22 protein-coding genes are annotated in these 26,162 nt (G+C 70.5%); 13 read left to right on the forward strand and 9 right to left on the reverse strand.

What is annotated here, in order from left to right:
* Positions 1-182 precede the first annotated feature (182 nt).
* From Q2K21_RS33445 to serC, 7 genes are all read left to right on the forward strand, one after another.
* Positions 183-2,096, forward strand: a complete 1,914-nt coding sequence (locus Q2K21_RS33445; protein WP_310779089.1) for an ATP-binding protein — start codon at positions 183-185, stop codon at positions 2,094-2,096.
* Positions 2,093-2,500: a roadblock/LC7 domain-containing protein gene (locus tag Q2K21_RS33450; RefSeq protein ID WP_310779092.1), complete on the forward strand. Its 408-nt coding sequence runs from the start codon at positions 2,093-2,095 to the stop codon at positions 2,498-2,500. Before Q2K21_RS33445 ends, Q2K21_RS33450 begins: the two co-directional genes overlap by 4 nt.
* Positions 2,497-2,844, forward strand: coding sequence for a DUF742 domain-containing protein (locus Q2K21_RS33455; protein ID WP_310779096.1), 348 nt, complete (start codon positions 2,497-2,499; stop codon positions 2,842-2,844). Before Q2K21_RS33450 ends, Q2K21_RS33455 begins: the two co-directional genes overlap by 4 nt.
* Positions 2,825-3,442, forward strand: a complete 618-nt coding sequence (locus Q2K21_RS33460) for a GTP-binding protein (protein WP_310779098.1) — start codon at positions 2,825-2,827, stop codon at positions 3,440-3,442. The genes Q2K21_RS33455 and Q2K21_RS33460 overlap by 20 nt, the downstream gene beginning before the upstream one ends.
* Positions 3,439-4,662, forward strand: coding sequence for a cytochrome P450 (locus tag Q2K21_RS33465; RefSeq protein ID WP_310779100.1), 1,224 nt, complete (start codon positions 3,439-3,441; stop codon positions 4,660-4,662). The genes Q2K21_RS33460 and Q2K21_RS33465 overlap by 4 nt, the downstream gene beginning before the upstream one ends.
* Positions 4,659-5,909, forward strand: coding sequence for a cytochrome P450 family protein (locus Q2K21_RS33470; protein ID WP_310779103.1), 1,251 nt, complete (start codon positions 4,659-4,661; stop codon positions 5,907-5,909). The genes Q2K21_RS33465 and Q2K21_RS33470 overlap by 4 nt, the downstream gene beginning before the upstream one ends.
* A 403-nt stretch (positions 5,910-6,312) precedes the next feature.
* The gene (gene serC, locus Q2K21_RS33475; RefSeq protein ID WP_310779106.1) at positions 6,313-7,431 is read left to right on the forward strand and encodes a phosphoserine transaminase; all 1,119 of its coding nucleotides are present in this window, start codon (positions 6,313-6,315) and stop codon (positions 7,429-7,431) included.
* Between the two features lie 118 nt (positions 7,432-7,549).
* Here serC and Q2K21_RS33480 read toward each other — a convergent pair whose 3' ends face one another.
* Positions 7,550-8,560, reverse strand: a complete 1,011-nt coding sequence (locus Q2K21_RS33480) for a WD40 repeat domain-containing protein (RefSeq protein ID WP_310779109.1) — start codon at positions 8,558-8,560, stop codon at positions 7,550-7,552.
* 130 nt (positions 8,561-8,690) lie between these two features.
* Here Q2K21_RS33480 and Q2K21_RS33485 point away from each other — a divergent pair, with 130 nt between their 5' ends.
* From Q2K21_RS33485 to Q2K21_RS33495, 3 genes are all read left to right on the forward strand, one after another.
* Positions 8,691-9,374 carry an SGNH/GDSL hydrolase family protein gene (locus Q2K21_RS33485; protein ID WP_310779112.1) on the forward strand — a complete coding sequence of 228 codons (684 nt, stop codon included), beginning with the start codon at positions 8,691-8,693 and terminating at the stop codon, positions 9,372-9,374.
* A gap of 88 nt (positions 9,375-9,462) precedes the next feature.
* Positions 9,463-10,056 carry a Uma2 family endonuclease gene (locus Q2K21_RS33490; RefSeq protein WP_310779115.1) on the forward strand — a complete coding sequence of 198 codons (594 nt, stop codon included), beginning with the start codon at positions 9,463-9,465 and terminating at the stop codon, positions 10,054-10,056.
* Between the two features lie 69 nt (positions 10,057-10,125).
* On the forward strand, positions 10,126-11,115 hold the full coding sequence (locus Q2K21_RS33495) for an aldo/keto reductase (protein WP_310779118.1): 990 nt from the start codon (positions 10,126-10,128) through the stop codon (positions 11,113-11,115).
* A 306-nt stretch (positions 11,116-11,421) separates the two neighbouring features.
* Here the strand turns inward: Q2K21_RS33495 and thpR are convergent, their stop codons facing one another.
* The 3 genes from thpR to Q2K21_RS33510 form a co-directional block, all read right to left on the reverse strand.
* Positions 11,422-11,994, reverse strand: a complete 573-nt coding sequence (thpR, locus tag Q2K21_RS33500; protein ID WP_310779121.1) for an RNA 2',3'-cyclic phosphodiesterase — start codon at positions 11,992-11,994, stop codon at positions 11,422-11,424.
* 174 nt (positions 11,995-12,168) lie between these two features.
* On the reverse strand, positions 12,169-13,437 hold the full coding sequence (locus Q2K21_RS33505; RefSeq protein WP_310781373.1) for an MFS transporter: 1,269 nt from the start codon (positions 13,435-13,437) through the stop codon (positions 12,169-12,171).
* A 210-nt stretch (positions 13,438-13,647) separates the two neighbouring features.
* A complete protein-coding gene (locus Q2K21_RS33510) occupies positions 13,648-14,085 on the reverse strand; it encodes a MarR family winged helix-turn-helix transcriptional regulator (protein ID WP_310779124.1) in 438 nt (145 codons plus the stop codon).
* 191 nt (positions 14,086-14,276) lie between these two features.
* Here Q2K21_RS33510 and Q2K21_RS35965 point away from each other — a divergent pair, with 191 nt between their 5' ends.
* Positions 14,277-14,630 carry a hypothetical protein gene (locus tag Q2K21_RS35965; RefSeq protein ID WP_386275904.1) on the forward strand — a complete coding sequence of 118 codons (354 nt, stop codon included), beginning with the start codon at positions 14,277-14,279 and terminating at the stop codon, positions 14,628-14,630.
* Here Q2K21_RS35965 and Q2K21_RS33520 read toward each other — a convergent pair.
* The gene (locus tag Q2K21_RS33520; protein WP_310779126.1) at positions 14,600-16,048 is read right to left on the reverse strand and encodes an NCS2 family permease; all 1,449 of its coding nucleotides are present in this window, start codon (positions 16,046-16,048) and stop codon (positions 14,600-14,602) included. The two genes, Q2K21_RS35965 and Q2K21_RS33520, sit on opposite strands and share 31 nt — an antisense overlap.
* A gap of 254 nt (positions 16,049-16,302) precedes the next feature.
* Between Q2K21_RS33520 and Q2K21_RS33525 the strand changes: the two genes are divergently transcribed.
* The gene (locus Q2K21_RS33525; protein ID WP_310779129.1) at positions 16,303-16,569 is read left to right on the forward strand and encodes a DUF2530 domain-containing protein; all 267 of its coding nucleotides are present in this window, start codon (positions 16,303-16,305) and stop codon (positions 16,567-16,569) included.
* A gap of 307 nt (positions 16,570-16,876) precedes the next feature.
* On the forward strand, positions 16,877-19,270 hold the full coding sequence (locus Q2K21_RS33530; RefSeq protein ID WP_310779132.1) for an HAD-IC family P-type ATPase: 2,394 nt from the start codon (positions 16,877-16,879) through the stop codon (positions 19,268-19,270).
* Positions 19,271-19,327: 57 nt separating this feature from the next.
* On the opposite strand, the gene Q2K21_RS33535 is transcribed toward Q2K21_RS33530, so the two are convergent.
* The 4 genes from Q2K21_RS33535 to Q2K21_RS33550 all read right to left on the reverse strand — a co-directional run bounded on the left by Q2K21_RS33535 (position 19,328) and on the right by Q2K21_RS33550 (position 25,972).
* The gene (locus Q2K21_RS33535; RefSeq protein WP_310779135.1) at positions 19,328-20,263 is read right to left on the reverse strand and encodes a hypothetical protein; all 936 of its coding nucleotides are present in this window, start codon (positions 20,261-20,263) and stop codon (positions 19,328-19,330) included.
* Positions 20,264-20,489: 226 nt separating this feature from the next.
* Positions 20,490-21,338, reverse strand: a complete 849-nt coding sequence (locus Q2K21_RS33540; protein WP_310779138.1) for a calcium-binding protein — start codon at positions 21,336-21,338, stop codon at positions 20,490-20,492.
* Positions 21,339-21,619: 281 nt separating this feature from the next.
* Positions 21,620-22,543 (reverse strand): hypothetical protein, encoded by a 924-nt coding sequence (locus Q2K21_RS33545; RefSeq protein ID WP_310779140.1) that lies wholly within the window; start codon positions 22,541-22,543, stop codon positions 21,620-21,622.
* Between the two features lie 264 nt (positions 22,544-22,807).
* Positions 22,808-25,972, reverse strand: a complete 3,165-nt coding sequence (locus Q2K21_RS33550; protein WP_310779143.1) for a sacsin N-terminal ATP-binding-like domain-containing protein — start codon at positions 25,970-25,972, stop codon at positions 22,808-22,810.
* Between the last annotated feature and the right edge of the window lie 190 nt (positions 25,973-26,162).

Below are 26,162 nucleotides of genomic sequence, written 5' to 3' on the forward strand. Positions count from 1 at the left end.
TTCTCGTAGATCCTTTTCTTATGAGGGTGGGATGGTGAAGCGGAACCGGAACCTGTCTATTCCGATCACAGACTCTCCTATAGTTAGCCGCAATTGAACATCAAGGGGTCGCTGCTCGCCTTCCGGCCCTGCGCGCCGTACACGCACCTGGACATGACCAAGGCCGACCGAGGACACCACCCATGACCGCCCCCATACCGTCAGGCGAACGCCCGGCCCTTCGCGCCGTCGCACCCGTCACACTGGCCACCGCCGTGGTGGCGGGCCTCGCCGTCGCCGCCGCGGTCATGGCGGCACCGGAGGGGATCCGCGTCCCCCTCGCCTGGGAGGGCGCCGCCGCGGCCCTGCTGCTGTGCGGGGCGGTCGCCCTCGCCGCCCACGGCATCCGGTCGGCGTCCCTGGCCCGCCGCCGCCTGGACGCCATGACGCAGGACGCGGGCCGGCTGGTCCAGGAACGCGCCCGGCTCGCCGAGGAGTTCAGCCAGGAGCGGGCACGGCTGACGGACGGCTTCATCGAGGAACGCGTACGGCTGACCGAGGAGTTCGAGCGGGAGCGGGCCCGGCTCGCCAAGGAGTTCGCGCAGGAGCGCGTGCGCCTCTCGGACGAGTTCGACCAGGAACGGATCGCGCTCATCGAGGGGTTCGCCGGCGAACGCGACGTGCTCACCGGAGAACTCACCCGGCTCGCCGAGGAGACGACCAGCCTCGCCCGGCGTCTGCGCCAGGCCTCGAACGCGCGGGACGCGGCCGTCTCCGTCACCGCCAACGTCGCCGGGCGCATGCAGGCCCTGGCCACCGGCATGCTCGCCGACCTGCGCGCGATGGAGGACAAGCACGCGGACGAGGACGTCCTCGCCGACCTCCTCCACCTCGACCACCGCACCGCGCAGGCGGGCCGCCTCGCCGACTCCGTCGCCGTCCTCGCGGGCGCCCGCTCCGGCCGTCGCTGGGCGCGCCCCATCGTCATGGAGTCGATCCTGCGCGGCGCGATGGGCCGCGTCAGCGGCTACCAGCGCGTCCGCGTCCACTCCTCCAGCGAGGCCGCGGTCGCCGGGCACGCCGCCGAAGGCGTGATGCACGCGCTTGCCGAACTCCTCGACAACGCTGCCAACTTCTCCCCGCCCACCGCCGAGGTCCATGTCTACGTGGAGGAGGTGCCCTCCGGGGTCATCGTCTCCGTCGAGGACGCGGGTCTGGTCATGGGCGATGTGCAGCTGCGCCGCGCCGAGCGCGCGGTCTCCGGCGAGGTTGCCGAGATGGGCGGGCTCACCGGCACCCGGCTCGGCCTCGCGGTCGTCGGCCGGCTCGCCCGCAAGTACGGCCTGAAGGTGTCCTTCCGGCCGTCCGCGCGCGGCGGCACGGGCGTCCTGATGCTGATCCCGCAGGACATCCTGTCCCAGCCGACGCTGCCGCCGTCCGCCGAGCCCGTGACCCCGGACTCCGAGCCCACCCTGACCCTGACCGCCGTTGCGGCCCTGATCCCGTCCACCGAGACCGCCCCGGCCCCGTCCACCGAGACCGCCCCGGCCCCGGCCCCGGCCGACGAGACCGCGTCGGCCGCCCCCGAGCACCGGCCCTCGTACGCCGCCGCCCGCGCCGCCGAGGACCTCGACCCCGATCCGGTCCCCACGCACGAGTTCCCGGTGTCCGGCACCCCCGGCACCGGCGGACTCCCCCGGCGCCGTCGCGGTCACGCACTGGAGGCCGCCGAGCGCAGCCGCGCCCGGGCGGCCGCCCGCGCCGAGCGCGAGCCGGACACCCCGGACGACACCAAGGCCCGGGCCGCCCGCTTCAGCAGCTTCCGCCAGGCGGTCCGCGGCACGGTGCCGGACCAGGCCACGGTCCAGGGCACGACGGCCGAACCCGAAGCCGTACGGGAGGACGCGGCGCGGACGGCGCCCGACAGCCCCGTACGGGACACCCCGGCCCGCGACACCGCGCACGAGCCCCTCGTACGACACGAGTCGCCCGTACGACAGGCGGCGGACGAGCCCGTCGTACGAGAAACACCCGCACCCCGGCCCGTACCGGACGACCCCACCGCACCCGAACCGGCCGTCACCCCCTCGCACCCGGAAGGCAACACCACTTCATGACCGGCATCACGACCGCCGACGAGAAGCTCACCTGGCTCATCGAGGGACTGCTGGAGCGCACCCCGGGTGCCCGGCACGCGCTCGTGCTGTCCCGGGACGGGCTGAAGCTGTGCCGTACTCCGGAGCTCTCCGTCGACCAGGCCGACCAGCTCGCCGCGATCGCCGCCGGCATCCAGTCGCTGTCCCACGGCGCCTCCGTGGAGTTCGGCGACGGCAGCGGGGGCGTGCGCTCGGCGATGGCCGAGTTCTACGGCGGGGTCCTGTTCATCGTGGAGGCCGGCGAGGGCGCGCACCTCGCCCTGGTCACCACCGAGGACGCAGACGCGGGGCTCGTCGGGCACAACATGAGCGAACTCGTCGAGCAGCTCGGCGAATACCTGACCGCGCAGCCGCGTACCTCATGAGCCGCCCCGGCAGGGACGACGCGCCGGACCGGCTGTACACCCTCACCGGAGGGCGCAGCCGGTCCGACTCGGCTGCCCGCTTCGACCTGGTGACGCTCGTGGTCGCCGAGTGCGACCCGGTGCCGGGAATGCAGTCGGAGCACGCCGCGATCCTGCGGATGTGCGACCACCCGACCGCGGTCGTGGAGATCGCCGCCGAGCTGCGGCTGCCGGTGAGCATCACACGCATCCTGCTCTCCGACCTCCTCGCGGCCGGCCGCGTCAGCGCCCGACACCCCCGCACCGCCGCACTTCCCGATCCCGACGTCCTGGAACAGGTGCTCGTTGGACTCCGCAACCTCTGACACCCGCACACCGCTGGGTGACCAGGCCGACAACGGCCTGAAGATCGTGGTCGTCGGCGGCTTCGGCGTCGGCAAGACGACCCTTGTCCGCTCGGTGAGCGAGATCCGCCCGCTCAACACCGAGGAGACCATGACCCAGGCCGGCGAGACGGTCGACGATGTGAGCGGGGTACGGGAGAAGTCCGCGACGACCGTCGCCTTCGACTTCGGCCGCATCACGCTGGACGCCCACAACGTGCTGTACCTGTTCGGCGCGCCGGGCCAGGAGCGGTTCTGGTTCCTGTGGGACCGGCTGTTCTCCGGCACGCTCGGCGCGGTCGTCCTCGTCGACACCCGGCGCATCGACGACTCCTGGTACGCCATCGACCGCCTGGAGCGCCACGGCACGCCGTTCATCGTCGCCTGCAACGACTTCGGCGGATCCCGGCACACCCCCGCCGAGGTCCGCGCCGCCCTCGACCTCGACCCGCACGTCCCGTTGATCGACTGCGACGCGCGCTCACGCGCATCCGGCAAGCAGGTCCTGATCACCCTGGTCGAACACATTCGGCACCACTACGCCGCCCAGGCCCCCATATCCGAACAGGAGCTGGTGTGACCACCGCCCCCGTGCCCCTGAGCGGGCCCCGGTTCCAGACCGAACCCGCCGCGCTGTACCGGGAGATGCGGCGTGAGCACGGCGCCGTGGCCCCGGTCGTGCTCGACGGCGACGTACCGGCCTGGCTCGTGCTCGGCTACCGCGAGCTGCACCAGGTGACCGCCGATCCGGTGCTCTTCAGCCGCGACTCCGACCTGTGGAACCAGTGGGACAACATCCCCGACGACTGGCCGATGCTGCCGATGATCGGCCGCAAGCAGCCGTCGATCCTCTACACCGTCGGCGAGCGCCACCGCGAGCGCGCCGGGATGATCAGCGACGCGCTGGAAGCCGTCGACCCGTTCGAACTGCGCGGCCATGTCGAGCGGTTCGCGGACGAGCTGATCGACGCCGTGTGCACGAAGGGCGAGGCGGACCTCGTCGCGGACTACGCGATGCTGCTGCCCGTCCGCGTGCTGGCGATCCTCTACGGCTTCGCCGAGGAGCAGGGCCCCGGCCTGGTCACCGCCCTCAACGACATGATCGACGGGCGGGAGCGGGCGATCGCGGGCCAGACGCACCTGGCCACCTCCATGATCGAACTGTTGGCGAGCCGCAAGGCGCACCCGGCGGACGACGTCGTCTCGCGGATGCTCGCGAACAAGAGCGGCTTCACCGACGAGGAGATCACCCAGGACCTCATGGTGATGATGGCCGCGGGCCACCAGCCGACCGCGGACTGGATCGGCAACTCGCTGCGGCTGATGCTGACCGACCACCGCTTCGCGGCCTCCCTCTTCGGCGGACGCCACAGCGTCGCCGAGGCCATGAACGAGGTCCTGTGGGAGGACACCCCCACACAGAACGTGGCAGGCCGCTGGGCCTCCCGCGACACCCGCCTGGGCGGCCGCCACATCCGCGCCGGTGACCTGCTGCTGCTCGGCCTCCAGGGCGCCAACAGCGACCCGCAGGTACGCACCGACGCCTGCGCGCACACCGGCGGCAACAACGCGCACTTCTCCTTCGGGCACGGCGAGCACCGCTGTCCGTTCCCGGCGCAGGAAGTGGCGGAGGTCGTCGCGCGGACGGCCATCGAGGTGGTCCTGGACCGGCTGCCGGACATCGACCTGTCCGTGCCCGCCGAGGAGTTGACGCGTCGTCCGTCCCCGTGGCTGCGGGGTCTGACGGCGCTGCCCGTGAGGTTCACCCCCACTCCGTCGATTGGAAGCGCACCCGCATGACCTCGACCGACGCATCTCCCGTCTCTCCCCTCTCTCCGCTCTCTCCCATCGAGCTGGACCCCTTCGTCACCGATCTCGACGCCGAAAGCGCGCGGCTGAGGGAGGCGGGACCGCTCGCCCCCGTGGTACTGCCCGGCGGCGTACCCGTGTGGGCGGTCACGCACCACGCCGAGGCCAGGCAGCTGTTGACGGACCCCCGGCTGGTCAAGGACATCAACGTCTGGGGCGCCTGGCAGCGCGGCGAGATCGCGCCCGACTGGCCGCTGATCGGCCTCGCCAACCCCGGCCGCTCCATGCTCACCGTGGACGGGGCCGACCACCGGCGGATGCGCACGCTCGTCGCCCAGGCGCTGACGCCGCGTCGGGTGGAGGAGATGCGGGACCGGATCACGAAGCTGACGGAGGGGCTGCTGGACCGGCTTCCGGCGGACGGCGGCGTGGTGGACCTCAAGGCGGAGTTCGCGTACCCGCTGCCGATGTACGTCATCGCGGACCTGATGGGCATCGAGGAGTCCCGTCTGCCGCGCCTGAAGGAACTGTTCGAGAAGTTCTTCTCGACGCAGACCCCGCCGGAGGAGGTCATCGCGACGCTCACCGAGCTCGCGGGGATCATGGCGGAGACGGTGGCGGCGAAGCGCGCCACCCCGGGCGACGACCTCACCTCCGCCCTGATCCAGGCCTCCGAGAACGGCGACCACCTCACCGACGAGGAGATCGTCTCCACGCTCCAGCTGATGGTGGCGGCGGGCCACGAGACGACGATCTCGCTCATCGTCAACGCGGTGGTCAACCTGTCGACGCACCCGGAGCAGCGGGAACTGGTGCTGAGTGGTGGGGCGGACTGGTCGGCGGTGGTCGAGGAGACCCTGCGCTACTCCACCCCCACCTCCCACGTCCTGATCCGCTTCGCGACGGAGGACGTGCCGGTGGGCGACAAGGTGCTGCCGGCGGGGGACGCGCTGATCGTCTCGTACGGGGCGATAGGGCGTGACGAGAAGGCGCACGGCCCGACGGCGGGTGACTTCGACATCACCCGGGAGACAAAGAACCGGCACATCTCCTTCGGGCACGGCCCGCACGTCTGCCCGGGCGCGGCGCTGTCCCGCCTGGAGGCCGGGGTCGCGCTTCCGGCCCTGTACGCGCGCTTCCCGGGCCTGGACCTGGCGGTGCCGGCGGGCGAGCTGCGCAACAAGCCGGTGGTGACGCAGAACGACCTGTTCGAGCTGCCGGTGCGGCTGGGCGACTGAGGCAAGGGTTTCTCGCCCCCGCCGCCCCACCCGTCCCACCTCCAGGGGCTCCGCCCCTTCAACCCCGCCGGGGGCTACGCCCCCTGAACCCCCGGCGGGGACTGCGTCCCCTGCACCCCTCCCGGGGCTCCGCCCCTGGACCCCGCTGGCGCTCCGCCCGGACCCGGCAGGGCTCCGCCCGGACCCGGCAGGGCTCCGCCCCTTTTCGGGGGCCAGCCCCCGGACCCCCGCTCCTCAAACGCCGGAGGGGCTGAATGTGCCGGACGGCAGGGGTCTGGGGGCGGCAGCCCCCAGGGACGGGAAGGCTAGGGGCGGCGGGGGCGAAACCCACCAGGACGACACCCCCGTCTCACCCGACGGAACACGCTTCGCCCCGGTTTCCCGAACCACTAGGCTCCCTCCCGTGGCTGAGATCCAGATTCCCGCTGACATCAAGCCCGCCGACGGACGCTTCGGCGCGGGCCCCTCCAAGGTGCGGACGGAGGCGCTGGACGCCCTGGCCGCCACCGGCAGTTCCCTTCTCGGCACCTCCCACCGCCAGGCCCCCGTCAAGAACCTGGTCGGCAAGGTGCGCGAGGGGATCCGCGAGCTCTTCCAACTCCCCGACGGCTACGAGGTCGTCCTCGGTAACGGCGGCTCCACCGCGTTCTGGGACATCGCGACCCACGGCCTGATCGAGAACAAGTCGCAGCACCTCAACTTCGGCGAGTTCTCCTCCAAGTTCGCGAAGGCCGCGAAGCTCGCCCCGTGGCTCGCCGAGCCCACCGTCATCTCCTCCGACCCCGGCACGCACCCCGAGCCGGCGGCCGAGGCGGGCGTCGACGTCTACGCCTTCACGCACAACGAGACCTCGACGGGTGTCGCGATGCCGATCCAGCGCGTCGCGGGCGCCGACGAGGGCGCCCTGGTCCTCGTCGACGCGACGAGCGGCGCCGGCGGCCTCCCGGTCGACATCGCCGAGACGGACGTCTACTACTTCGCCCCGCAGAAGTCCTTCGCCTCCGAGGGCGGCCTGTGGATCGGCGTCTTCTCCCCGGCCGCGGTCGAGCGCGCCGAGCGTATCCACGCCTCCGGCCGCCACATCCCGGAGTTCTTCAGCCTCCCCACGGCGATCGACAACTCCCGCAAGAACCAGACGTACAACACCCCGGCCCTCTCCACCCTCTTCCTCCTCAACGAGCAGCTGGAGTGGATCAACGGCCAGGGCGGCCTGGACTGGTCGGTGCGCCGCACGGCCACCTCCGCCCGCACGCTGTACGGCTGGGCCGAGGACGTCAAGTTCGCGACCCCGTTCGTCACCGACCCGGCCAAGCGCTCCCAGGTCATCGGCACGATCGACTTCTCGGACGAGGTAGACGCCGCCGCCGTCGCCAAGGTCCTGCGCGCCAACGGCATCGTCGACACCGAGCCCTACCGCAAGCTCGGCCGCAACCAGCTCCGTATCGCGATGTTCCCGGCGATCGACCCGGCGGACATCGACGCGCTGACGAAGTGCATCGACTACGTGATCGAGAAGCTGTAGTCGTCGAAGCTGTGGTCGTGAAGCTGTAGTCGTTCTCGTACGGCGGGGGCGCCCGGTGAGCACCGGACGCCCCCTTCGCACGTACCGGCACAGGTACCAGCACACATACCGGCAACGGCTACCGCGGACCCCGACGCACCAGCCGTTTGATGCCGAGGACAAGGGCCAGGCCGACCGCCAGAACCAGCGCGCCGACCTTGTAGTCGGCGTTCAGGGGCGAGCCGCCGCCGGTCCCGGCCTCCGCGCTCCCCTTCTCGGAAGGCGACTTGGAGTCGCCACCCCCCTTGTATCCGGGCACGCTTTCGGCCCGCACCGTGCTGTCGGTGCCCTCGCTCCCGTACAGGAGCTTCGACCCGTCGGCGGTGTAGGTGACCGACTCGCCCTGCCGCTGAAGGGGCACGTCCAGCCGGCCCTGCCGCTTGATCTTCCCGCCGTTCCAGTCGTACGCGATGCCGCCGAAGTAGCCACGCACGGCGAGTTGCTTGCCGTCGGGTGAGAAGGCTGCGTCGGTGGCCCACAGGTCGACGGCGGCGACGGGCTTGAAGACGTTCGTGCCGGAGGAGGACAGCTCGGCCGGGCCCTCGTAGAGGTGTCCGCCGTCCTCCTTCTTGTCGATGATGTAGACACGCCCGGTCCTGGGGTGGACGACGAGGGACTCGGCGTCGCGGGGGCCGTCCGAGTACTTCACGACGTACTGGGTGGCGCGGATCGTCCGGTCCTTGAGCACCTTGGGCTCGGGCAGCTTGTAGATCCACACGTACGGCCACTTGCCGCCGAAGTTGTCGCCGATGTCCCCGACGTAGATCTCGTTCCCCGGGCCGATGGAGATGGCCTCCACGTCACGGGGCGAGCCGATGCCACGGAGGGTGACCGTGGCGACGGTCTTCCCGGTGCGGCTGTCCACGGCGTAGAGGTACGGGCCGTCGTCGCTGTCGTTGTGGGTCCAGTAGATCCCCGGGTGGAGATGCGAGGCGGCGAGCCCGCTGGACTCGGTGATCCGTGGATCCTTGATGGTGAAGCCGCCATCGCCGTCGGCGGCGGACGCTGACACGGGCGCTGACGCTGACGCGGGCGCGGCGAGCACACCGATGAGAAGGGCCCCGGAAAGAAACGCGAGCGATCGACGCATGGTCCCAAGACTGCCATCCGCGGCCGTGATTCACGGTCCGGGTGATCCACAAGCGCGGCGCGGTGCGGGCGTGTCGATCCTCACACCGCCCCGCCCCATACGTCCCACGGTGATCGTCCATCATGAGCGGATGCTCAGGTTCATGCCCGTAGGCGACTCCATGACGATCGGCAGCGCGGGCGAACACACGTGGCGCTACCGGCTGTGGCAGCACCTGTGCGCGACGCACGGCGGCCCGTTCGCGCTCGTCGGCCCGCGCGAGACGCTGTACGACAAGGCGACGGACGCGCCGACGTCGTACGCGTACGCCGACCCGGACTTCCCGCGCGCCCACCTGGCGGGCTGGGGCGAGGGCTGGCTGCACATGGCGCCGCTGATCGCCGGGGCCGTGCGGGAGACGCGCGCGGACGTACTGCTGGTCTCCTTGGGCCTGATCGACCTGGGCTTCTACACGAACGCGGAGCAGACGGCGGAGAACGTACGGAAGTTCGTGACTGAGGCGCGGTCCGCGAACCCGCGCATCCGGATGGTCGTGCTCCCGGTGATCCCGAACATCCGTGCGGAGACGGAAGACTTGTTCGCGGCCGAGGTCACCCTCTTCAACGAACTCCTGGCGAAGGCGGTGGCGGACCTGGACGAGCCCCGCTCCCCCCTCCTGCTGACGTCACCCCCGCCGTCGTACGACATCCACACGGACACGTACGACGGCACGCACCCGAACACGTGCGGTGAGCACAAGATCGCGGAGGCGTTCGCGGGGGCGATGCATCAGGCGTGGGGATGGGGACAAACGTACGTGGCTGGAACAAGCTGACCGAATACCGGCGTGCCTCGGTCACGGTGCGTATCGTTGTACCGCGCGGCTGCACCTGTCCGTGGGGCAGCCGGGGAGGAGCGCCACGATGACCGTCCTTGAAGACAGGATCGAGATGGCCGACGCCGACGCCAACACCAAGCGTTTGGACGAGTGGTTCGAGCGCCTTGAGCGGATGCCCGTCCCCGAAGGATTCAGGGTCGAGATCGTCGGGGGCAACGTCCACATGACGCCGCAACGGGACACACACTGGGGAATCATCCGCCGCATCGCGCGGGCCTTGGAGGACAGGTTCGGGATGGACGTCAAGGTGTTCTCGGACGTCCGCATCGACTTCCCCGGCCACGAGAACGGCTTCTGTCCGGACATCGCCCTGCTCAAGGACTCGGCGAAGAAGGACGACACGGGCCACTGGCGTTACCAGGACATCGAGTTCGTCGCCGAGGTCATCTCCGAGGGCACGGCCCACAACGACTACGGCCCGAAGAAACTCGCGTACGCGGAAGCCGAGGTCCCCCTCTATGTCATCGCCGATCCCTACCAGGGCCGGTGCTACGTCTACACCGACCCCAAGGACGGCGACTACGAGAACAGGACGCCGGTGGACTTCGGCACCGACATCGACCTGACCGGCACGGTGGTCGACCTCGTCCTCAAGACCGACGGCTTCCCCCGCGACTGATCCGGCCACCCGACCACTCGGCCAACTGCCCTTGCCTAGAGCGCACTCCACGCCGTTGGCTAGGCAGTCATGAAGTACACGCAGCTCGGACGCACAGGACTCAAGGTCAGCCGGCTCGTTCTCGGGACCATGAACTTCGGCCCCCAGACGGAAGAGGCCGACAGCCACGCGATCATGGACGCGGCCCTGGACTCGGGAATCAACTTCTTCGACACCGCCAACGTGTACGGCTGGGGCGAGAACAAGGGCCGTACCGAGAGGATCATCGGCGACTGGTTCGCCAAGGGCGGCGAGCGGCGCGACAAGGTCGTGCTCGCCACCAAGGTCTACGGCAACATGGGCGCGGACGGCGAGGCCTGGCCCAACCACGACAAGCTCTCCGCCCTCAACATCCGGCGGGCGGTCGACGCCAGCCTCAAGCGGCTGCAGACCGACTACATCGACCTGTACCAGTTCCACCACATCGACCGCAGCACTCCTTTCGAGGAGATCTGGCAGGCCATGGACGTGCTGGTGCAGCAGGGGAAGATCCTGTACGTGGGGTCCAGCAACTTCCCCGGGTACAAGATCGCCCAGGCCAACGAGACCGCGGCCCGGCACGGCTCCTACGGGCTCGTCAGCGAGCAGTGCCTCTACAACCTCTTCGAGCGGCGCGCCGAGATGGAGGTCATCCCGGCGGCGCAGGAGTACGGGCTCGGCGTCATCCCGTGGTCGCCGCTGCACGGCGGACTGCTGGGCGGTGTCATCAAGAAGGAGATCGAGGGCGGGCGCCGGGCGAGCGGCCGGACCGCCGACTCGCTCACCGACCCGGCCGTCCGCGCGCAGATCCAGTCCTACGAGGACCTGCTCGACAAGCACGGCCTCGAACCCGGCGAGGCCGCCCTCGCCTGGCTGCTGACCCGGCCCGGCGTCACCGGCCCCATCGTCGGCCCGCGCACCGCAGAACAGCTGGAATCGGCGCTCCGGGCCGCCGAACTGGAACTCCCGGAGGAGGTCCTGACCGGCCTGGAGGAGATCTTCCCTGGTCCGGGGCCGTCTCCGGAGGCCTTCGCCTGGTGATCGACCGGGGGCCGAGGGACACCCCCCGGGACAGCACAGCCCGGGGCCGGGGCCGGGGCCCTCTCCGGAGACCTTCGCCCGCTGATCAGCCAGGAGGCGTCCGGGGGGCGGTCCACGGGACAGCACAGCCCTGGCCGAGGTCCCGTCCGGAGGCCTTCGCCCGGTAGGGCGCTCACGTGTGGCGGTGGTCGGTCTACTTTCCGACCGCCGCCGCCAGCACCACCACCGCCAACATCAGCACAAGCACACCGGCCATGATCCGGTTACGGGTCTTCGGGTCCACGTATCGAGACTAACCGGCCCGCCTCACCCGCCCGCGCCGAGCCCCCACCGCTCCACCGTCTCGTACCGCGGCTGCTCCCCCGGCACCCCCGACCTGGGCAGGTTGCTGCGGACGAGGTGCAGCTCGCCGACCGTCCACCGGCGCCCCGCGAACGCCTCCAGCGCCGCGACATACGGCCGGAAGTCCGCCGGCCCCCGGCCGCTGCGGGCCAGCGTCAGATGGGCGCGGTAGTGGCGGTGCTCCCCCATCTCCACGCCCGCCTTCCGCCCCGCGGCCTCCGTCCGGTCCGCGAGCAGCCGCAGCTCCCCCACGTCCCCGGATGCGCCCACCCACAGCGTCCGGCCCCCGAAGCGCCCGCCCCCGTCCAAGGACAGGGAGAACGGCTCGGTGTGCCGGGCCGCCCGCGCCAGCCGCTCCGACAGGTCGGGGACGACGTCCTCGGCCACCTCGCCGTAGAACGCGAGCGTGTAGTGCCAGCCCGGCCGCCCGGTCCAGCGCAGCCCCTGCGCCCCGGGCAGCCCCTCCAACCCGCGCACCACCGAGGCGAGCTCGTGGAGCGCGTCCTCGGGCGGCACCACCGCGGCGAAGAGTCTCATGTCCTTCAGCCTTCCAGGGAACGGATCGCCCAGCCACCGGCCATTTCGCCTACTACGAGTCGAACGGCTTCGCCCGGGCGCAGGCCCTCACGGTCGGGGACGACCGGTGGCCCGGGCAGGTACTGGCGCGGCGCGTGTGACACGGATGCGTCGAGGGGGCGCCCCCTCGACCGGTCACGCCGACGCCGTCGCCGGCTGCTCGCGCGGGACGAACCGCACCCGCGGATGCCCCTGGTGCCAGCCCATGGAGAGGCGCAGGCCGCCGGACTTCGCCAGGACCAGGCCGATGGTCACGGCCGCCGCGGCCGAGACCAGACCGCCCGCGGCGAAGCCCGCCCGGGCGCCGTACGCGTCCGTGAGCCAGCCGACCACGGGCGCCCCCACGGGCGTACCGCCCATGAAGACCATCATGAACAGGGCCATGACGCGGCCGCGCATCGCCGGGTCCGTCCCCATCTGGACGGCCGTGTTCGCGGTGACGTTCACCGTCAGGCCGAAGATCCCTATCGGGATCATGAGGAGGGAGAACAGCCACAGGGACGGAACTCCGGCCGCCAAGATCTCCAGCGCGCCGAAGACGGCCGCCGCCGCGATCAGCACGCGCAGGCGGGCCGTGCCGCGGCGGGCTGCGAGCAGCGCGCCGGTCAGCGAGCCGAGCGCCATCAGCGTGTTGAAGAGGCTGTAGGCTCCGGCGCCCGCGTGGAAGACGTCGTCCGCGTACGCCGACAGCCAGACCGGGAAGTTGAAGCCGAAGGTGCCGATGAAACCGACCAGGACGATCGGCCAGATCAGTTCCGGGTGCCCGGCGACATAGCGCAGGCCCTCGCGGAGCTGGCCCTTGCCGCGCGGGGCGCGCTCGACGACGTGCAGCTCGCGGGCGCGCATCAGCAGCAGCGCTGCGATGGGGGCGACGAAGGACACGCCGTTGAGCAGGAAGGCCCAGCCCGTCCCGACGCCGGTGATCAGGACGCCCGCCACCGCGGGGCCGACCAGACGCGCGGACTGGAAGTTCGCCGAGTTCAGGCTGACCGCGTTCTGCAGCTGCCGGGAGCCGACCATCTCGGAGACGAACGACTGCCGGGCCGGGTTGTCCACGACCGTGGCGAGGCCGACCGCGAAGGCGGCGAGATAGACGTGCCAGACCTGGACGTGCCCGGAGAGGGTCAGGAAGGCGAGGACGAGGCCCGTGGCCCCCATCGCCGACTGCGTGACCAGCAGCGTCGGGCGCTTGGGGAGGCGGTCGACGAGAACGCCGCCGTACAGCCCGAAGAGCAGCATCGGCAGGAACTGAAGCGCCGTGGTCACACCGACGGCGGTGGACGAGCCGGTCAGGCTCAGCACCAGCCAGTCCTGGGCGATGCGCTGCATCCAGGTGCCGGTGTTGGAGACGACCTGACCGAGGAAGAAGAGCCGGTAGTTCCGGACGCGCAGCGAGCTGAACATCGAGGACTTGCGGGGCTCCGAGGACCTGGTCGGTCTGAAGGGTTCGGAGGGTTTGACGGGTTCGGAGGGTTCGGGGGTGTGGGGAGCCCCGTAGGTCTCGTGGGCGGACGAGGAGTCGTGGGTGGCTGGGGAGTCGTGGGTGGCTGGGACGGGGGCGGAAGCTGCTCCGGTTCCCGTACTCAAAGGGGGTCGCCTCCTTGCGATGACGGTTTACAGATGCGCGAGCTTCTCCAGGACGGGGGCGGCGGCGCGGAGTTTCGCCCACTCGTCCTCGTCCAGGCCCTCGACCAGTCCGGCCAGCCATGCGTTCCGCTTGCGACGGCTCTCGTCGAGCATCGCCTCGGCCCGCTCGGTCTTGGTGACCACCTTCTGGCGCCGGTCCTCGGGGTGCGGCTCCAGGCTCACCAGGCCCTTGCTCTCCAGCAGCGCCACGATGCGGGTCATCGAGGGCGGCTGGACATGTTCCTTGCGGGCGAGCTCGCCCGGTGTGGCGGAACCGCACAGGGACAGGGTGCCGAGCACCGACATCTCGGTCGGGCTCAGCGACTCGTCGACCCGCTGGTGCTTGAGTCGGCGCGACAGGCGCATCACTGCGGAGCGGAGGGCGTTCACGGCGGCAGCGTCGTCGCCATGGGTCAGGTCAGCCATGCTCTTTAGCATAACTCATTACTTTCGCTAAAGAACCGCGAGCGCGTCACCTCGTGGGTGACTCTGACCACTACAGGCCTGCGTCCACCGGCCCCGTCGCGAAACTCCCGAGCTGCACGTATCACCCATATGAGTGATACGGCGGCGGAACGTGACACGCCACTCGCCTTCGTCCGGCAACCCTCGTACGCATGGGGACCAGTGTGCTCAGCCTGCGGATAGACGGGGAGCTGCTCGACCGGCTCCGGCTTCATGCCGCCAAAAGAGGAATGAGCGTCCAGGACTATGTCGTCCGGACGCTCATCAGGGATGACTTCGACGAGCGGTTCCAGGCCGCCGTCGAGGAGACGGAGAGGTTCTACGGGTCACCCGACCCGGCCGGGACGCTCTACGGGACCGACGGGGCCCCGGCGGAAACGCTCTACGGGACCGACCGAGCCCCGGCGGAGACGCCCTACGGGACCGACCGGGCCCCGACGGAGAAGTCCCGCGAGGCCGGCCGGGCCCCGGCGGATCAGGTCAGACCCAGCGCGGGCATCAGGTAGTAGAAACCGAAGACCGCCGCGACCACGTACATCGCGACCGGAACCTCACGGCCGCGCCCCGCGGCCAGACGCAGCACCACGAAGGTGATGAAGCCCATGCCGATGCCGTTCGTGATCGAGTAGGTGAACGGCATGATCAGCATCGTCACGAAGGCCGGGATCGCGATCGTGTAGTCCGCCCAGTCGATCTCCTTGATGGAGTGGGACAGGATCAGGAAGCCGACCACGACCAGGGCGGGGGTGGCCGCCTGGGCCGGGACCATCGTGGCGACCGGGGTGAGGAACAGGGCCACCGCGAAGAGGGCGCCCGTGACGACGTTCGCGAAGCCCGTGCGCGCCCCCTCGCCGACACCCGCCGTGGACTCCACGAAGCAGGTGGTGGCCGAGGAGGAGCTGGCGCCGCCCGCCGCGACGGCGATGCCGTCCACGAAGAGGACCTTGTTGATGCCGGGCATGTTGCCCTCGGCGTCGGTCAGCTTGGCCTCGTCGCTGATGCCCATGATCGTGCCCATCGCGTCGAAGAAGCACGACAGCAGGACCGTGAAGACGAAGAGGATGCCGGTCAGCATGCCGACCTTGCCGAAGCCGCCGAACAGGCTGACCTTGCCGATCAGGCCGAAGTCGGGGCTGCCGACCGGGTTGCCGGGCCACTTCGGGACGGTCAGGCCCCAGGACGGGATCTTGGCGACCGAGTTGACGACCAGCGCGAGGACAGTCATGCCGACGATCGAGATCAGGATCGCGCCCGGCACCTTGCGGACGATCAGCGCGAAGGTGAGCAGCGTGCCCAGGACGAAGACCAGGACCGGCCAGCCGTTGAGGTGACCGTCGGCGCCGAGCTGGACCGGGACCGTGGTCTGGGCGACGTCCGGGATGCGGGTGACGAAGCCGGAGTCGACGAGACCGATCAGCATGATGAACAGGCCGATACCGATCGCGATGCCCTTGCGCAGACCGAGCGGCACGGCGTTCATCACGCGCTCGCGCAGACCGGTGGCGACCAGCAGCATCACGACGAAGCCCGCGAGGACGACCATGCCCATCGCGTCCGGCCAGGACATGCGCGGGGCGAGCTGGAGGGCGACGACCGTGTTCACGCCGAGGCCGGCCGCGAGGGCGATCGGCACGTTGCCGATGACGCCCATGAGCAGCGTGGTGAAGGCGGCGGTCACGGCGGTCGCGGTGACCAGCTGGCCGTGGTCGAGCTGGTGCCCGTACATGTCCTTCGCGCTGCCGAGGATGATCGGGTTCAGCACGATGATGTAGGCCATCGCGAAGAAGGTCGCGAAACCGCCGCGGATCTCGCGGGACAGCGTGCTGCCCCGCTCGGAGATCTTGAAGTAGCGGTCGAGGGCGCCGGACGGGGGTCGGGTGCCCAGCTGCTGGGCGGTGGCCTTGGCGGGGGCCGAGGTGGGCATGCGGGACCTCAAGGATGCGGGGATGCTGGAACAAACGTGATCGAGTCTCGCCATCGCTTGATCACCAAACGGTTTCCCCCAAGTTCCCGTTGGTGTTTCATACGAACAGAAGCGGCCAGACTCGAACTGTTTCAGTATGAACATATAAGGCGTAGATCGCTATCTCCGCGCGTAGACCGTTGGTATACAAGGGCCGGCAGGATCGCCTCCAGGGTCGCCCCCGCATACGGATGGCGCCCTCGTAAGCTGTGCGCATGGCGAAGTGGACCCCCAAGCACGAGGCGCCGGAGCCCCTTGAGGGCCCCGTGGTCGCCACCATCACCGGCGGCACGATCCTCTGGTTCGTCCTCTTCCTGGTCCAGCTCCCGTTCTACGGCTGGTTCGCCGACCACGGGCACACCTGGTGGCTGTGGACATGCCTGGCGGGCGGGGGGCTCGGCTGCATCGGCGTCTGGTTCGTACGGAGGCGGGACGCGGCAATCAAGCGGGCTGCTGCCGCGAAGGTTGCGGGGGTGGAATAGGGCGCCCGGTGGCGGAGTAGGCACCCGGTGGCTTGCGTGGACCCCCTGGGGGCTGCGCCCCCAGACCCCCGCTGTCGGCCTTGACGGCCTCGTCCTCAAACGCCGGACGGGCTGGTTTTCCCTGGCCTCCGCTGTGAAGTGCGGGACAGCCTCGTCCTCGGACGCCGTACGGGCTGATAGTGCCCAGCCTGAGCTGCGGCGCGCGGCGGCTCCCCGTACTACCACCGCACGAGACCCGTCCTCCCCTGGTCGGAGATTTGGGACGCTCGGCAGGTGAACCCGCATATCCGCACGTACCGTCGAATGCATGACGCACATCGACGCGGGCGCCGGACTGGATCCCGTGCACCCCGCGCCCATACCCGGGCGGACGCAAGGACTGTCCGCCGCCGAGGTGGCCGAGCGGGTCGCCCGTGGTGACGTCAACGACGTTCCCGTCCGCAGCAGCCGCTCATTGGGCGAGATCGTCCGCGCGAACGTCTTCACCCGCTTCAACGCGATCATCGGCGTGCTCTGGCTGATCATGCTGTTCGTGGCGCCCTTCCAGGACAGCCTCTTCGGATACGTGATCATCGCCAACACGGGCATCGGCATCATCCAGGAGTGGCGCGCCAAGAAGACCCTGGACTCCCTCGCGGTGATCGGCAAGGCACGGCCGACGGTGCGCCGGGACGGGGTCGCCGCCGAGATCGGCACGTCCGAGATCGTGCTGGACGACATCATCGAGATCGGGCCCGGCGACAAGATCGTGGTCGACGGCGCCTGCGTGGAGGCCGACGGGCTGGAGATCGACGAGTCACTGCTGACCGGTGAGGCCGACGCCGTCGTCAAACGCCCCGGGGACAAGGTCATGTCAGGCAGCTTCGTCGTCGCGGGCGGCGGCGCCTTCAAGGCGACCAAGGTGGGGCGCGAGGCCTACGCCGTCCAGCTCGCCGAGGAGGCGAGCCGTTTCACGCTCGTCCACTCCGAGCTGCGCAGCGGTATCTCCACGATCCTCAAGTACGTGACGTGGATGATGGTCCCGACCGCGATCGGCCTGGTCATCAGCCAGCTCGTGGTCAAGCAGCACGGGTTCAAGGACTCCGTGGCCCGGACGGTCGGCGGCATCGTGCCGATGGTTCCGGAGGGACTCGTCCTGCTGACCTCCGTGGCCTTCGCCATCGGCGTCATACGGCTGGGCCGCAAACAGGTCCTCGTCCAGGAGCTGCCCGCCATCGAGGGGCTCGCCCGCGTCGACACCGTCTGCCTGGACAAGACGGGCACGCTCACCGAGGGCGGCATGGACGTCACCGAGCTGCGGCCGCTCCAGGGCGCCGACGAGACGTACGTACGGAAGGTCCTCGGCGCCCTCGGCGAATCGGACCCACGCCCGAACGCCTCCCTCCAAGCGATCATCGACGCCTACCCGGACAGCGAGGACTGGCGCTGCACCGAGGCCCTGCCTTTTTCCTCGGCCCGGAAGTACAGCGGCGCGTCCTTCAGCGAGGGCAACGGCGAGTCCAGTTCGTGGCTCCTCGGCGCCCCGGACGTCCTGCTGGACCCCGACGACCCGGCTCTGGCCGAAACCGAACGGCTCAACGAGCAGGGGCTGCGCGTGCTGCTGCTGGCCCGCGTCTCCCGGGACCTGGACGACCCCAAGGTCGGTGAGGGCGCCCGGCCCACCGCCCTCGTCGTCCTGGAGCAGCGGCTGCGCCCGGACGCCGCCGACACCCTGCGTTACTTCGCCGAGCAGAACGTCCACGCCAAGGTGATCTCCGGGGACAACGCCGTGTCCGTGGGCGCGGTGGCCGGAAAGCTGGGTATCGCGGGTGAGGTCCTGGACGCCCGGCGCCTTCCCGTCAATGCGGCGGAGATGGCGAAGTCGCTGGACAAGGGCACGGTGTTCGGGCGGGTCACGCCGCAGCAGAAGCGGGACATGGTGGGCGCCCTGCAGTCGCGGGGGCACACGGTCGCGATGACGGGCGACGGGGTGAACGACGTGCTCGCGCTCAAGGACGCGGACATCGGCGTCTCGATGGGCTCGGGGTCCGAGGCGACCCGGGCCGTGGCCCAGATCGTGCTGCTGAACAACAGCTTCGCGACGCTGCCGTCGGTGGTCGGCGAAGGCCGGCGGGTAATCGGGAACATCACGCGGGTCGCCACGCTGTTCCTGGTGAAGACCGTGTACTCGGTGCTGCTGGCGGTGCTGGTGGTGTGCTGGCAGGTGGAGTACCCGTTCCTGCCCCGGCATCTGACGCTGCTGTCGACCCTGACGATCGGCGTCCCGGCCTTCTTCCTGGCGTTGGCCCCCAACAGCGAGCGGGCCCGGCCCCACTTCGTACGGCGGGTGATGCGCTACTCGATCCCGGGCGGGGTCGTGGCGGCGGTCGCCACCTTCGTGACGTATCTGATCGCCCGGCACTACTACACCGGCCCGGGCTCGCTGGACGCGGAGACCAGCGCGGCGACCCTCACGCTCTTCCTGATCTCCATGTGGGTGCTGGCGATCATCGCGCGCCCCTACACCTGGTGGCGGATCGCCCTGGTGGCCGCGATGGGCGTGGCGTTCCTGGCCGTACTGATCGTTCCCTCGTTGCAGCACTTCTTCGCGCTGAAACTGGTCGGGGTGACGATCCCGTGGGTCGCGGTGGCCTCGGCGGTGGTGGCGGCGGCCGTCCTGGAGTTCCTGTGGAAGTGGGTCGACCGCCGTTTCCCGGCGTGACGCGGTACCTGGCGGGTACCGCGTCACCTGCTGCCGCGAGGGTGCTGCCGCGAGGGCTTACTTCACGTCGACGTAGTCCGACGCGGCGTTCGCCGCCGGGGTCGTCGAGGTGCCCGCGAAGCTGAAGCGCCAGTAACCGTCGTAGTTCGCGATGGTGGTGGTCTTCAGGTTGCCGTACACGTCACCGGTGATCGTCTTGATCGTGGTCCAGGTGGTCGTGCCTGCCTTCATGAACTGCAGCTTGACCGCCTGCGAGCCGTAACCGGCGTACGCGTTGGTCTCCCAGTTGGCGCGGGTGAGCTTGCCGGTGGCGGTCAGGGTCTTGCCCTTGTAGACCGGCTCGGGGGAGGCGTTGACCGTCAGCTTGGAGTAGCGCTTGACCGAGGTGGTGGCGAGACCGCCCTGGTCGGCGTACCCGACCTTGCTCTCGTCGTACGTGGCGCTGTCCGGGTCCTGGCCGTTCCAGTCGATGGCCTCGGCGCCGGCGCTCCAGGAGCCCGCGTCGGCGTTCATGAGGTCGCCGTACGCCGGGTAGACGTCGATGTTGCCCTTGCAGGTGGCGGTGGTCGACGTGCTCGGGGTGCAGGTGGCCGCGAGGTCGCCGAAGAGGATGTTGGTCGGGTCGTCGTAGGAGCCCTTGTAGATGTACGGGTCCGTCTCGAAGTCGGACGCGGTGATGTCGACGTCCGCGCCGTGCGTCAGCGTGTACGAGACCGGGATCGCGACGTGGTTGCTGATGCCAACCGAGTACGACGAGCCGATCTTGAAGTTGGAGAAGGTGACGTCGATGGCGTAAGGGGTGCCCGCGGTCTCGGTGGCGGCGGTGAACGCGGCCTTGCCGGACGAGGAAGAAGTGGTGTGGGCAGCCTGCCAAACCTTCTCGGCTCCGTCACGGTGGGACGTGGCGGAGTCGGTGGCCTGCGCGGCCGGCACCGCGAAGGCGGAGAGAGCCAGGGCGCCGGAGACGGCGGCCACAGTGGCACGTATGCGCATGCGTTCCCCAAGTGGAGAAAGGGGCCCACGGGTTGGCTTCACGTGGGGCCCGAGTTTCTGGCGAGTCTCTTGACTCGCGTGATCAGATCCACAAGGGAAGCGGATGGTTGTACGGACCCCGAATTTTTTTGCCACCGCAATCCGGCCACCGGCCTCCAAGGTTCGGTGCCCGTGCCCCGGGCGGCGCGCGGGGCACGGGGCACGGGCACCGAACGCTTACGTCATGTCACCGCACGTCGACGTAGTCGGCCGTCGCGGTTGCCGCCGAAGTGGCCGAGGTGCCCGCGAAGCTGTAGCGGAAGGAGCCGTCCGTGGACGCCTTGACCGTGGTGCTCAGGTTGCCGGTCGAGTTCGTCTTGATGGTCTTGACGGTGGTCCAGGTGCTCGTGCCCGCCTTCTTGAACTGCAGCTTGACGGGCTGGCTGCCGTAGCCCGCGTACTTGCCGCTCTCCCAGTTGGCGCGGGTCAGCTTGCCGGTGACGGTGATGGTGTTGCCCTTCTTCACCGGCTCGGGCGAGGCGTTGACGGTCAGCTTGGAGTAGCGCTGCACCGAGAAGCTCTTGGCGTTGTCCTTCTGGATGTAGTCGGCGTCCTTGGCCTGCGCGATCGCCCAGACCTTCCAGGTGCCAGCGTGCGCGTTGAGCAGGCGGCCGTCCACGCTCGCGTCGATCGTGAAGGTCCCCTTGCAGTTCGCGGCCGTGCTGCCGGCCGCGGTGCACTTGATCCGGTTCCCCTCGTTCGGCACGGCGCCGTTGTCGGAGTGGTCGATGTCGGTGCCGTGGTACAGCACCGCCGTCGCCCAGTCGATGCCGGAGTTGTCGGTGGCCGTGAAGGTGACCGCGAAGGTCCTCTTGGTGGTCGTGCCGAAGACGACCGCCTTGCCACCGTTGACGACAACGTTGGAGATCTTGGTGTCGCCGCTCGAGTCGTCGGCGGGCGACTTCCCCGCGATCTGCTGGACGCTCTGGGCGAGCGCGCCGACACCCGGGGCGTCGGCGGCCTGCGCGGCCGGGACGGCGAAGGCGGTCAAAGCCAGCGCGCCGGTCACGACGGCGACAGAGGCACGAATGCGCATGTGTGTTCCCCACGTACAAGGGGCACGCGGAGCGACTCTACGGCTTCCGCGATGCCCGGTCTGGTCGGTGGAGTCCGGGGACTCCACAAACCAGACCTGTGACGGAAGTGAAGGGTTGTGCGAATCGGTGAAGTTTTTTCGAATAAGCCTTTAGGGGGCGGCAGTTACCCTGTGCCGGTTCGATCGCGCACGGTCCGGTACGCGGGACACCCGCCTCACACGACAACGTCGGCCTTCAGGACCACAATGCGGGTCTTGAAGGCCGACGTCGGTCGCGGGTCCTACTGGACGTCGACGAAGTCGGCCGTCGCGTTCACCGCGGGGGTGGTCGAGGTGCCCGCGAAGCTGTAGCGGAAGTAGCCGTCGGCGGACGCCTTGACGGTCGTCTTCAGGTTGCCGGTGGCGTCTGTCTGGATGGTCTTGAGGGTGGCCCAGGTGCTGGTGCCCTTCTTGCGGAACTGCAGCTTGACCGGCTGGTTGCCGTAGCCCGCGTACTTGTTGGTCTCCCAGTTGGCCCGGGTCAGCTTGCCGGTGACCGTGATGGTCCTGCCCTTCTTCACCGGCTCCGGGGAGGCGTTGACGGTCAGCTTGGAGTAGCGCTGGATCAGCGTCTTGCCGAGACCGCCCTGCTCGGCGTAGCCGATCTTGGTGATGTCGGGGTTGGTCGCGTTCAGCTGGCCGTTCCACGCGATGGCCACGGCGCCCGCGTTCCACGAGCCCGCGTCCGAGTTGAGCAGCTCACCATCGGCCGGGTAGATGTCGACGTTGCCCTTGCAGGTGGCGGTGGTCGACGAGGTGACGGTGCAGGAGGCAGGCTCCTCGCCCCCCAGGAAGTTGGCCGGGTCGCTGAGCGAACCCTTGTAGAGGATCGGGCCGGTCATGAAGTCGGCCGCGGCGATGTCCACGTCCGCGCCGTGCGTCAGCGTGTACGACACCGAGAAGGCGACGTGGTTGGTGGTGCCGACCTTGTACGCCTTGCCGATCTTGAGACCGGAGAAGGTGACGTTCAGGGGGTACGGCTTGGGATCGGCCGCAGTGGCGGCGCTGAACGCGGCCTTGCCCGACGTCGTGTGTGCGGCCTTGACGAACTTCGCGGCGGCGTCGCGGAAGGACGGGGCGGAGTCGGCGGCCTGTGCGGCCGGCACGACGAGAGCGGTCAGGGCCAGGGCGCCCGTCACGACGGCGACGGAGGCACGAATGCGCATGTGATTCCCCACGTTCACAAGGGGCACACGGGGCGGCTCGACGGCTTCCGCGGTGCCCGTTCTGCGGAGTCCAGCTGACTCCAGCAGAACAGACCCGAGGTGGAAGTGAAGGGTTGTGCGAGTGTGCGAAATTTATTCGAAAAATGGTTCGGTGAAGGGGACTTGAGGCAAGCCCGCCGCCACGCCCTCCAGAGGGACTGACCGGACTCTCCCCCGAACACGGCCGCCCCACCGGTCTCTCTCCGGTGGGGCGGTCGTTCGGGCTCAGTCGAACCAGCGGTCCCGCGCCAGTTCCTCCGTGCGGGACGGGTCCTCCAGCAGGGCCGCGACCTCGAAGCGGCGTGGCCACTGGCCCGCCGCCCAGGCGAGGCCCGCCGCCACGCCCTCCAGGGTCGCCGCGTGCAGCACGCCGTCCGTCGTGAGGCGCCAGTCGATCTCCACGTCGTCGACCACGAGTTCCTCGTGTTCGACGTACGACGCCGGGGTCGCCGGGCCGAGCAGGATCCGGACCGACTCCGGTACGTCGTGCTCGGCGCCCTCCGACGTCACCTCGCCCGTCACCGACTCGCTCAGCCTCCGCACCTGGAACAGCTCGGCGAGGTCCGCGGCCCGCGTCGGACGGACCGGCAGCAGCGGGACGCTCTCGGTGAAGGGCAGCAGGTCCGGCGAGTCGACGACCACGGCGTCGGACGCGTCCACGACGGCCACCCGGCCGTCGACGACCGCGCGCAGCTCGTCCGGCAGGGTCACCTGTTCCGGGTCGAGGTCGGCCAAGGCGGTGTAGAGGGCGTGGAGTTGGGCGGCGGAGACGGGGCGGTCCGGGTCGGCGAGGCGGTCCAGCAGCTCGGCGGCACCGCCGGGCTCTTCGAGGAGCGCGGCCACGGACGTCCGCACGCCGAGGGCCCGCAGCACCTGCTCGTCGTCGAAGCCGGTCGCGTCCGCCTCGTCGTACAGGCCGTACAGGAGCGGGTCGCCGCCGGCGGCGCGCAGGCCGGCGGGGCGGCGGCCGTCGAGCACCGGGTGGCCGCGCAGCCACCAGGCCGTGTACGGCCGTACGACCTCATGGGTGCCGTCCGGCAGCAGGATCCGCACGGGCTGGGTGAGCGCGTCCCGCAGCGGGGGCTGCGAGAGCAGGGCGAGGGCCTGCGGCCATTGGTCGTCGTCGACGAGGTCCAGGTCGCGCACGGCGACGATCTCGGTCGCCACCGGCGGTACGGGCGTGTCGGGCAGCCGGTCCAGGACGTCCTCGCACCACACGTCGACGGCGTCGAGGAGTCCGACGTCGTCGGGTTCGGCGAAGTCCGAATCGCGCGGCTCCAGTTCGTCCGGGTCGAGGACGACGTCGGTGGCGCGGACGAGGGCGAAGTTCGCGAGCACGCCGCAGGCGGCCAGCGGCTGTTCGCCCCAGCGCTCGGCCAGCTCGGCGTCCACGAAGGCGAGTTCGCCCTCGCGCATGACGCGCGCGAAGTAGCTGCCGGGGAGGACGAGTTCACCGGCGGGCGCCAGTTCGCCGTCCTCGTCGGGCAGTGCGAGCGCGCCGAGCCAGGGCTCGTCACCGGGTTCGAGCCCGGCCTCGCGGACCAGGGCGAGCACGCTGTCGGCCAGCTCCTCCGCGTCCAGGCCCTCCTGGTCCCAGCCCGGACCCTCGTCGTCGAGGGAGGCGGCGACGGCGGCCCGCACCTGCGGGGTGGTCAGGACGGCACGCGGAGTGGCCGGCAGCGCGCCGAGCTTCTCCAGGAGGGAGTGGGCGGCGTCCGGGTGGGCGACCTTCAGGCCCAGCCGGGCCAGGACGTCGGGGGCCACCGGCGGCCCGTCGACGGTCGGCAGCAGGACCTGCCGGGGCCCGATGGTCGTCCGTGCTCCCCCGGTGCCGAACGCCTGGGAGGTGGCCCCGGCCAGCGGCACCGGCAGACCGGACAGCCGGTCCGGGTCGACCCCGGCCAGGCTGTCGTACAGCCGCCACCACCACTCGGGTTCCTTCTCCAGACCCGCGAGCCGGTCGACCGCCTCGGTCAGCGGCACCCGGGCGACGCCCAAAGTCCGTAGCTCCACGCGGCGTTCGAGGCCGGCCGGCAGCAGGCTGGGCAGCACCTCGGCGAGGACCCGTACGGTCTCGGCGCCGGCGCCCTCGACGATCTCGGCGTCACGGGGGCGCAGCGCCTCCGGCAGCTCGGAGTCGTCACCGGGGTCGTTCGCGGGCGGCAGGAACGCGGTGCGCGGCAGCCGGTCGAGGACGGCCCGGCGCAGGGCGCCGTCCAGCTCGCCCTTGCCGAGCGCGCCCGGGACCAGGTCGATGACGCCGGCCGTCACCGGGCGCCAGGCGGCGAGGAGCTCGGCGTACGCGTCGGCCGCGCGTTCCACCAGGAAGTCGGTGAGCGGACCGGGGGCGGCGTGCCGGCGGCTGGTGTCCAGCGGGAGAGAGGCGATCAGCAGGGCGGGCACGCCGAGCGCCTCGTCGCTGGGGGTGGGCGCGTGCACGACCGGCGCGGTGCGCGGCCGGGCCGGGGTGCCGTCGGCGTCCACGGGAACGGCCCAGGTGACGGACCAGTGGGCCCGCAGCCGCTCCTCGACCGGGCGGTCGGCGAGGAGGTCGGGGGTGAGGGGGCCGTGGTGGGAGACCGTACGCCAGCGGGTGGTGCCCTCGCGGGAATCCTCGACGACGGTGTCGGTGAGGACGGTGTCGGTGCCTTCGGTGCGGCGGCGCAGGGTGCGCGGCTCCTGTCCGCCAATCTCCACGACGACTTCCTGGAGACCGGGGAGGGCGAGCAGGAGGGCGTCGTCGACCGCGCCGAGCAGCCGCTCGGCGAGATCCTCGGCGGCGGTGTCGCGCAGCGGGAGGATGACGACGGTGTCGTACGGGTCGGGGGCGGTGCCCTCGGCCGCGAACGGCAGCCGCAGCAGCGGTACGTGCCCGTCGCGGCGGCGGATCTCGTCGCCGAGGCCGGGGCTGTGCCGGGCGGTCTCGGTGGCCAGTTCGCGGGCCTCGGCCAGCGACCAGCGGACGCCGCCGTGCCGGCCGACGACGGCGGGTTCGTCGCTGACGGCGAGAACGGCCGCGAAGCCGACGCCGAAGCGGCCGACGGCGCCTTCGGGGACCTCGCGCTTGGCGGAGGCGCGCAGGGTCGACAGCGACTCGACGCCGGTCGCGTCGAGGGGGGCGCCGGTGTTGGCGGCGACGAGGACACCGTCGCGGAGGGTGAGCCGGAGCCGGCCGGGGACCTTCGCCCGGGCCGCCGCGTCGGCGGCGTTCTGCGCGAGCTCCACGACCAGCCGGTCGCGGTACCCGCCGAGGACGAGGTCCTCCTCGGCGTTGGCGTCCTCGCGGAACCGGGCAGGACTGGTGGCCCAGGCGTCCAGCACCCCGCGCCGCAGCCGGGCGGTGCCGAACGGGTCCGCACCCTCGGCTGCCGGCGTCACGAACTTGCTCACGCTTCATCCTCCACGATTCCGCTTCGCTGGATGAAGGTACCGTGCGCGCGGGTGGGCTATTTCGCGGAAGGCACCGTTCGCCGGGGTGGCCGCCCATGGGGCTGCCGCCCGAGGCCTGACGACGCAACCGTGCGCTCGGGTGCCCCCATACCGCGCAAGGCACCACTTGCCGGGTAGCCGCCAAGGGGCT

Origin of the sequence: Streptomyces sp. CGMCC 4.7035 (assembly GCF_031583065.1) — a bacterium.
Lineage (GTDB): Bacteria > Actinomycetota > Actinomycetes > Streptomycetales > Streptomycetaceae > Streptomyces > Streptomyces yaanensis.

Excerpts from the sequence above, each read along its gene's own strand:
- Q2K21_RS33445 (WP_310779089.1), top strand. The coding sequence starts at position 183 with ATGACCGCCCCCATACCGTCAGGCGAACGCCCGGCCCTTCGCGCCGTC.
- Q2K21_RS33450 (WP_310779092.1), top strand. The coding sequence starts at position 2,093 with ATGACCGGCATCACGACCGCCGACGAGAAGCTCACCTGGCTCATCGAG.
- Q2K21_RS33455 (WP_310779096.1), top strand. The coding sequence starts at position 2,497 with ATGAGCCGCCCCGGCAGGGACGACGCGCCGGACCGGCTGTACACCCTC.
- Q2K21_RS33470 (WP_310779103.1), top strand. The coding sequence starts at position 4,659 with ATGACCTCGACCGACGCATCTCCCGTCTCTCCCCTCTCTCCGCTCTCT.
- Q2K21_RS33480 (WP_310779109.1), bottom strand. The coding sequence starts at position 8,560 with ATGCGTCGATCGCTCGCGTTTCTTTCCGGGGCCCTTCTCATCGGTGTG.
- Q2K21_RS33485 (WP_310779112.1), top strand. The coding sequence starts at position 8,691 with ATGCTCAGGTTCATGCCCGTAGGCGACTCCATGACGATCGGCAGCGCG.
- Q2K21_RS33490 (WP_310779115.1), top strand. The coding sequence starts at position 9,463 with ATGACCGTCCTTGAAGACAGGATCGAGATGGCCGACGCCGACGCCAAC.
- Q2K21_RS33495 (WP_310779118.1), top strand. The coding sequence starts at position 10,126 with ATGAAGTACACGCAGCTCGGACGCACAGGACTCAAGGTCAGCCGGCTC.
- thpR (WP_310779121.1), bottom strand. The coding sequence starts at position 11,994 with ATGAGACTCTTCGCCGCGGTGGTGCCGCCCGAGGACGCGCTCCACGAG.
- Q2K21_RS33505 (WP_310781373.1), bottom strand. The coding sequence starts at position 13,437 with ATGTTCAGCTCGCTGCGCGTCCGGAACTACCGGCTCTTCTTCCTCGGT.
- Q2K21_RS33510 (WP_310779124.1), bottom strand. The coding sequence starts at position 14,085 with ATGGCTGACCTGACCCATGGCGACGACGCTGCCGCCGTGAACGCCCTC.
- Q2K21_RS35965 (WP_386275904.1), top strand. The coding sequence starts at position 14,277 with ATGGGGACCAGTGTGCTCAGCCTGCGGATAGACGGGGAGCTGCTCGAC.
- Q2K21_RS33520 (WP_310779126.1), bottom strand. The coding sequence starts at position 16,048 with ATGCCCACCTCGGCCCCCGCCAAGGCCACCGCCCAGCAGCTGGGCACC.
- Q2K21_RS33525 (WP_310779129.1), top strand. The coding sequence starts at position 16,303 with ATGGCGAAGTGGACCCCCAAGCACGAGGCGCCGGAGCCCCTTGAGGGC.
- Q2K21_RS33530 (WP_310779132.1), top strand. The coding sequence starts at position 16,877 with ATGACGCACATCGACGCGGGCGCCGGACTGGATCCCGTGCACCCCGCG.
- Q2K21_RS33535 (WP_310779135.1), bottom strand. The coding sequence starts at position 20,263 with ATGCGCATACGTGCCACTGTGGCCGCCGTCTCCGGCGCCCTGGCTCTC.
- Q2K21_RS33540 (WP_310779138.1), bottom strand. The coding sequence starts at position 21,338 with ATGCGCATTCGTGCCTCTGTCGCCGTCGTGACCGGCGCGCTGGCTTTG.
- Q2K21_RS33545 (WP_310779140.1), bottom strand. The coding sequence starts at position 22,543 with ATGCGCATTCGTGCCTCCGTCGCCGTCGTGACGGGCGCCCTGGCCCTG.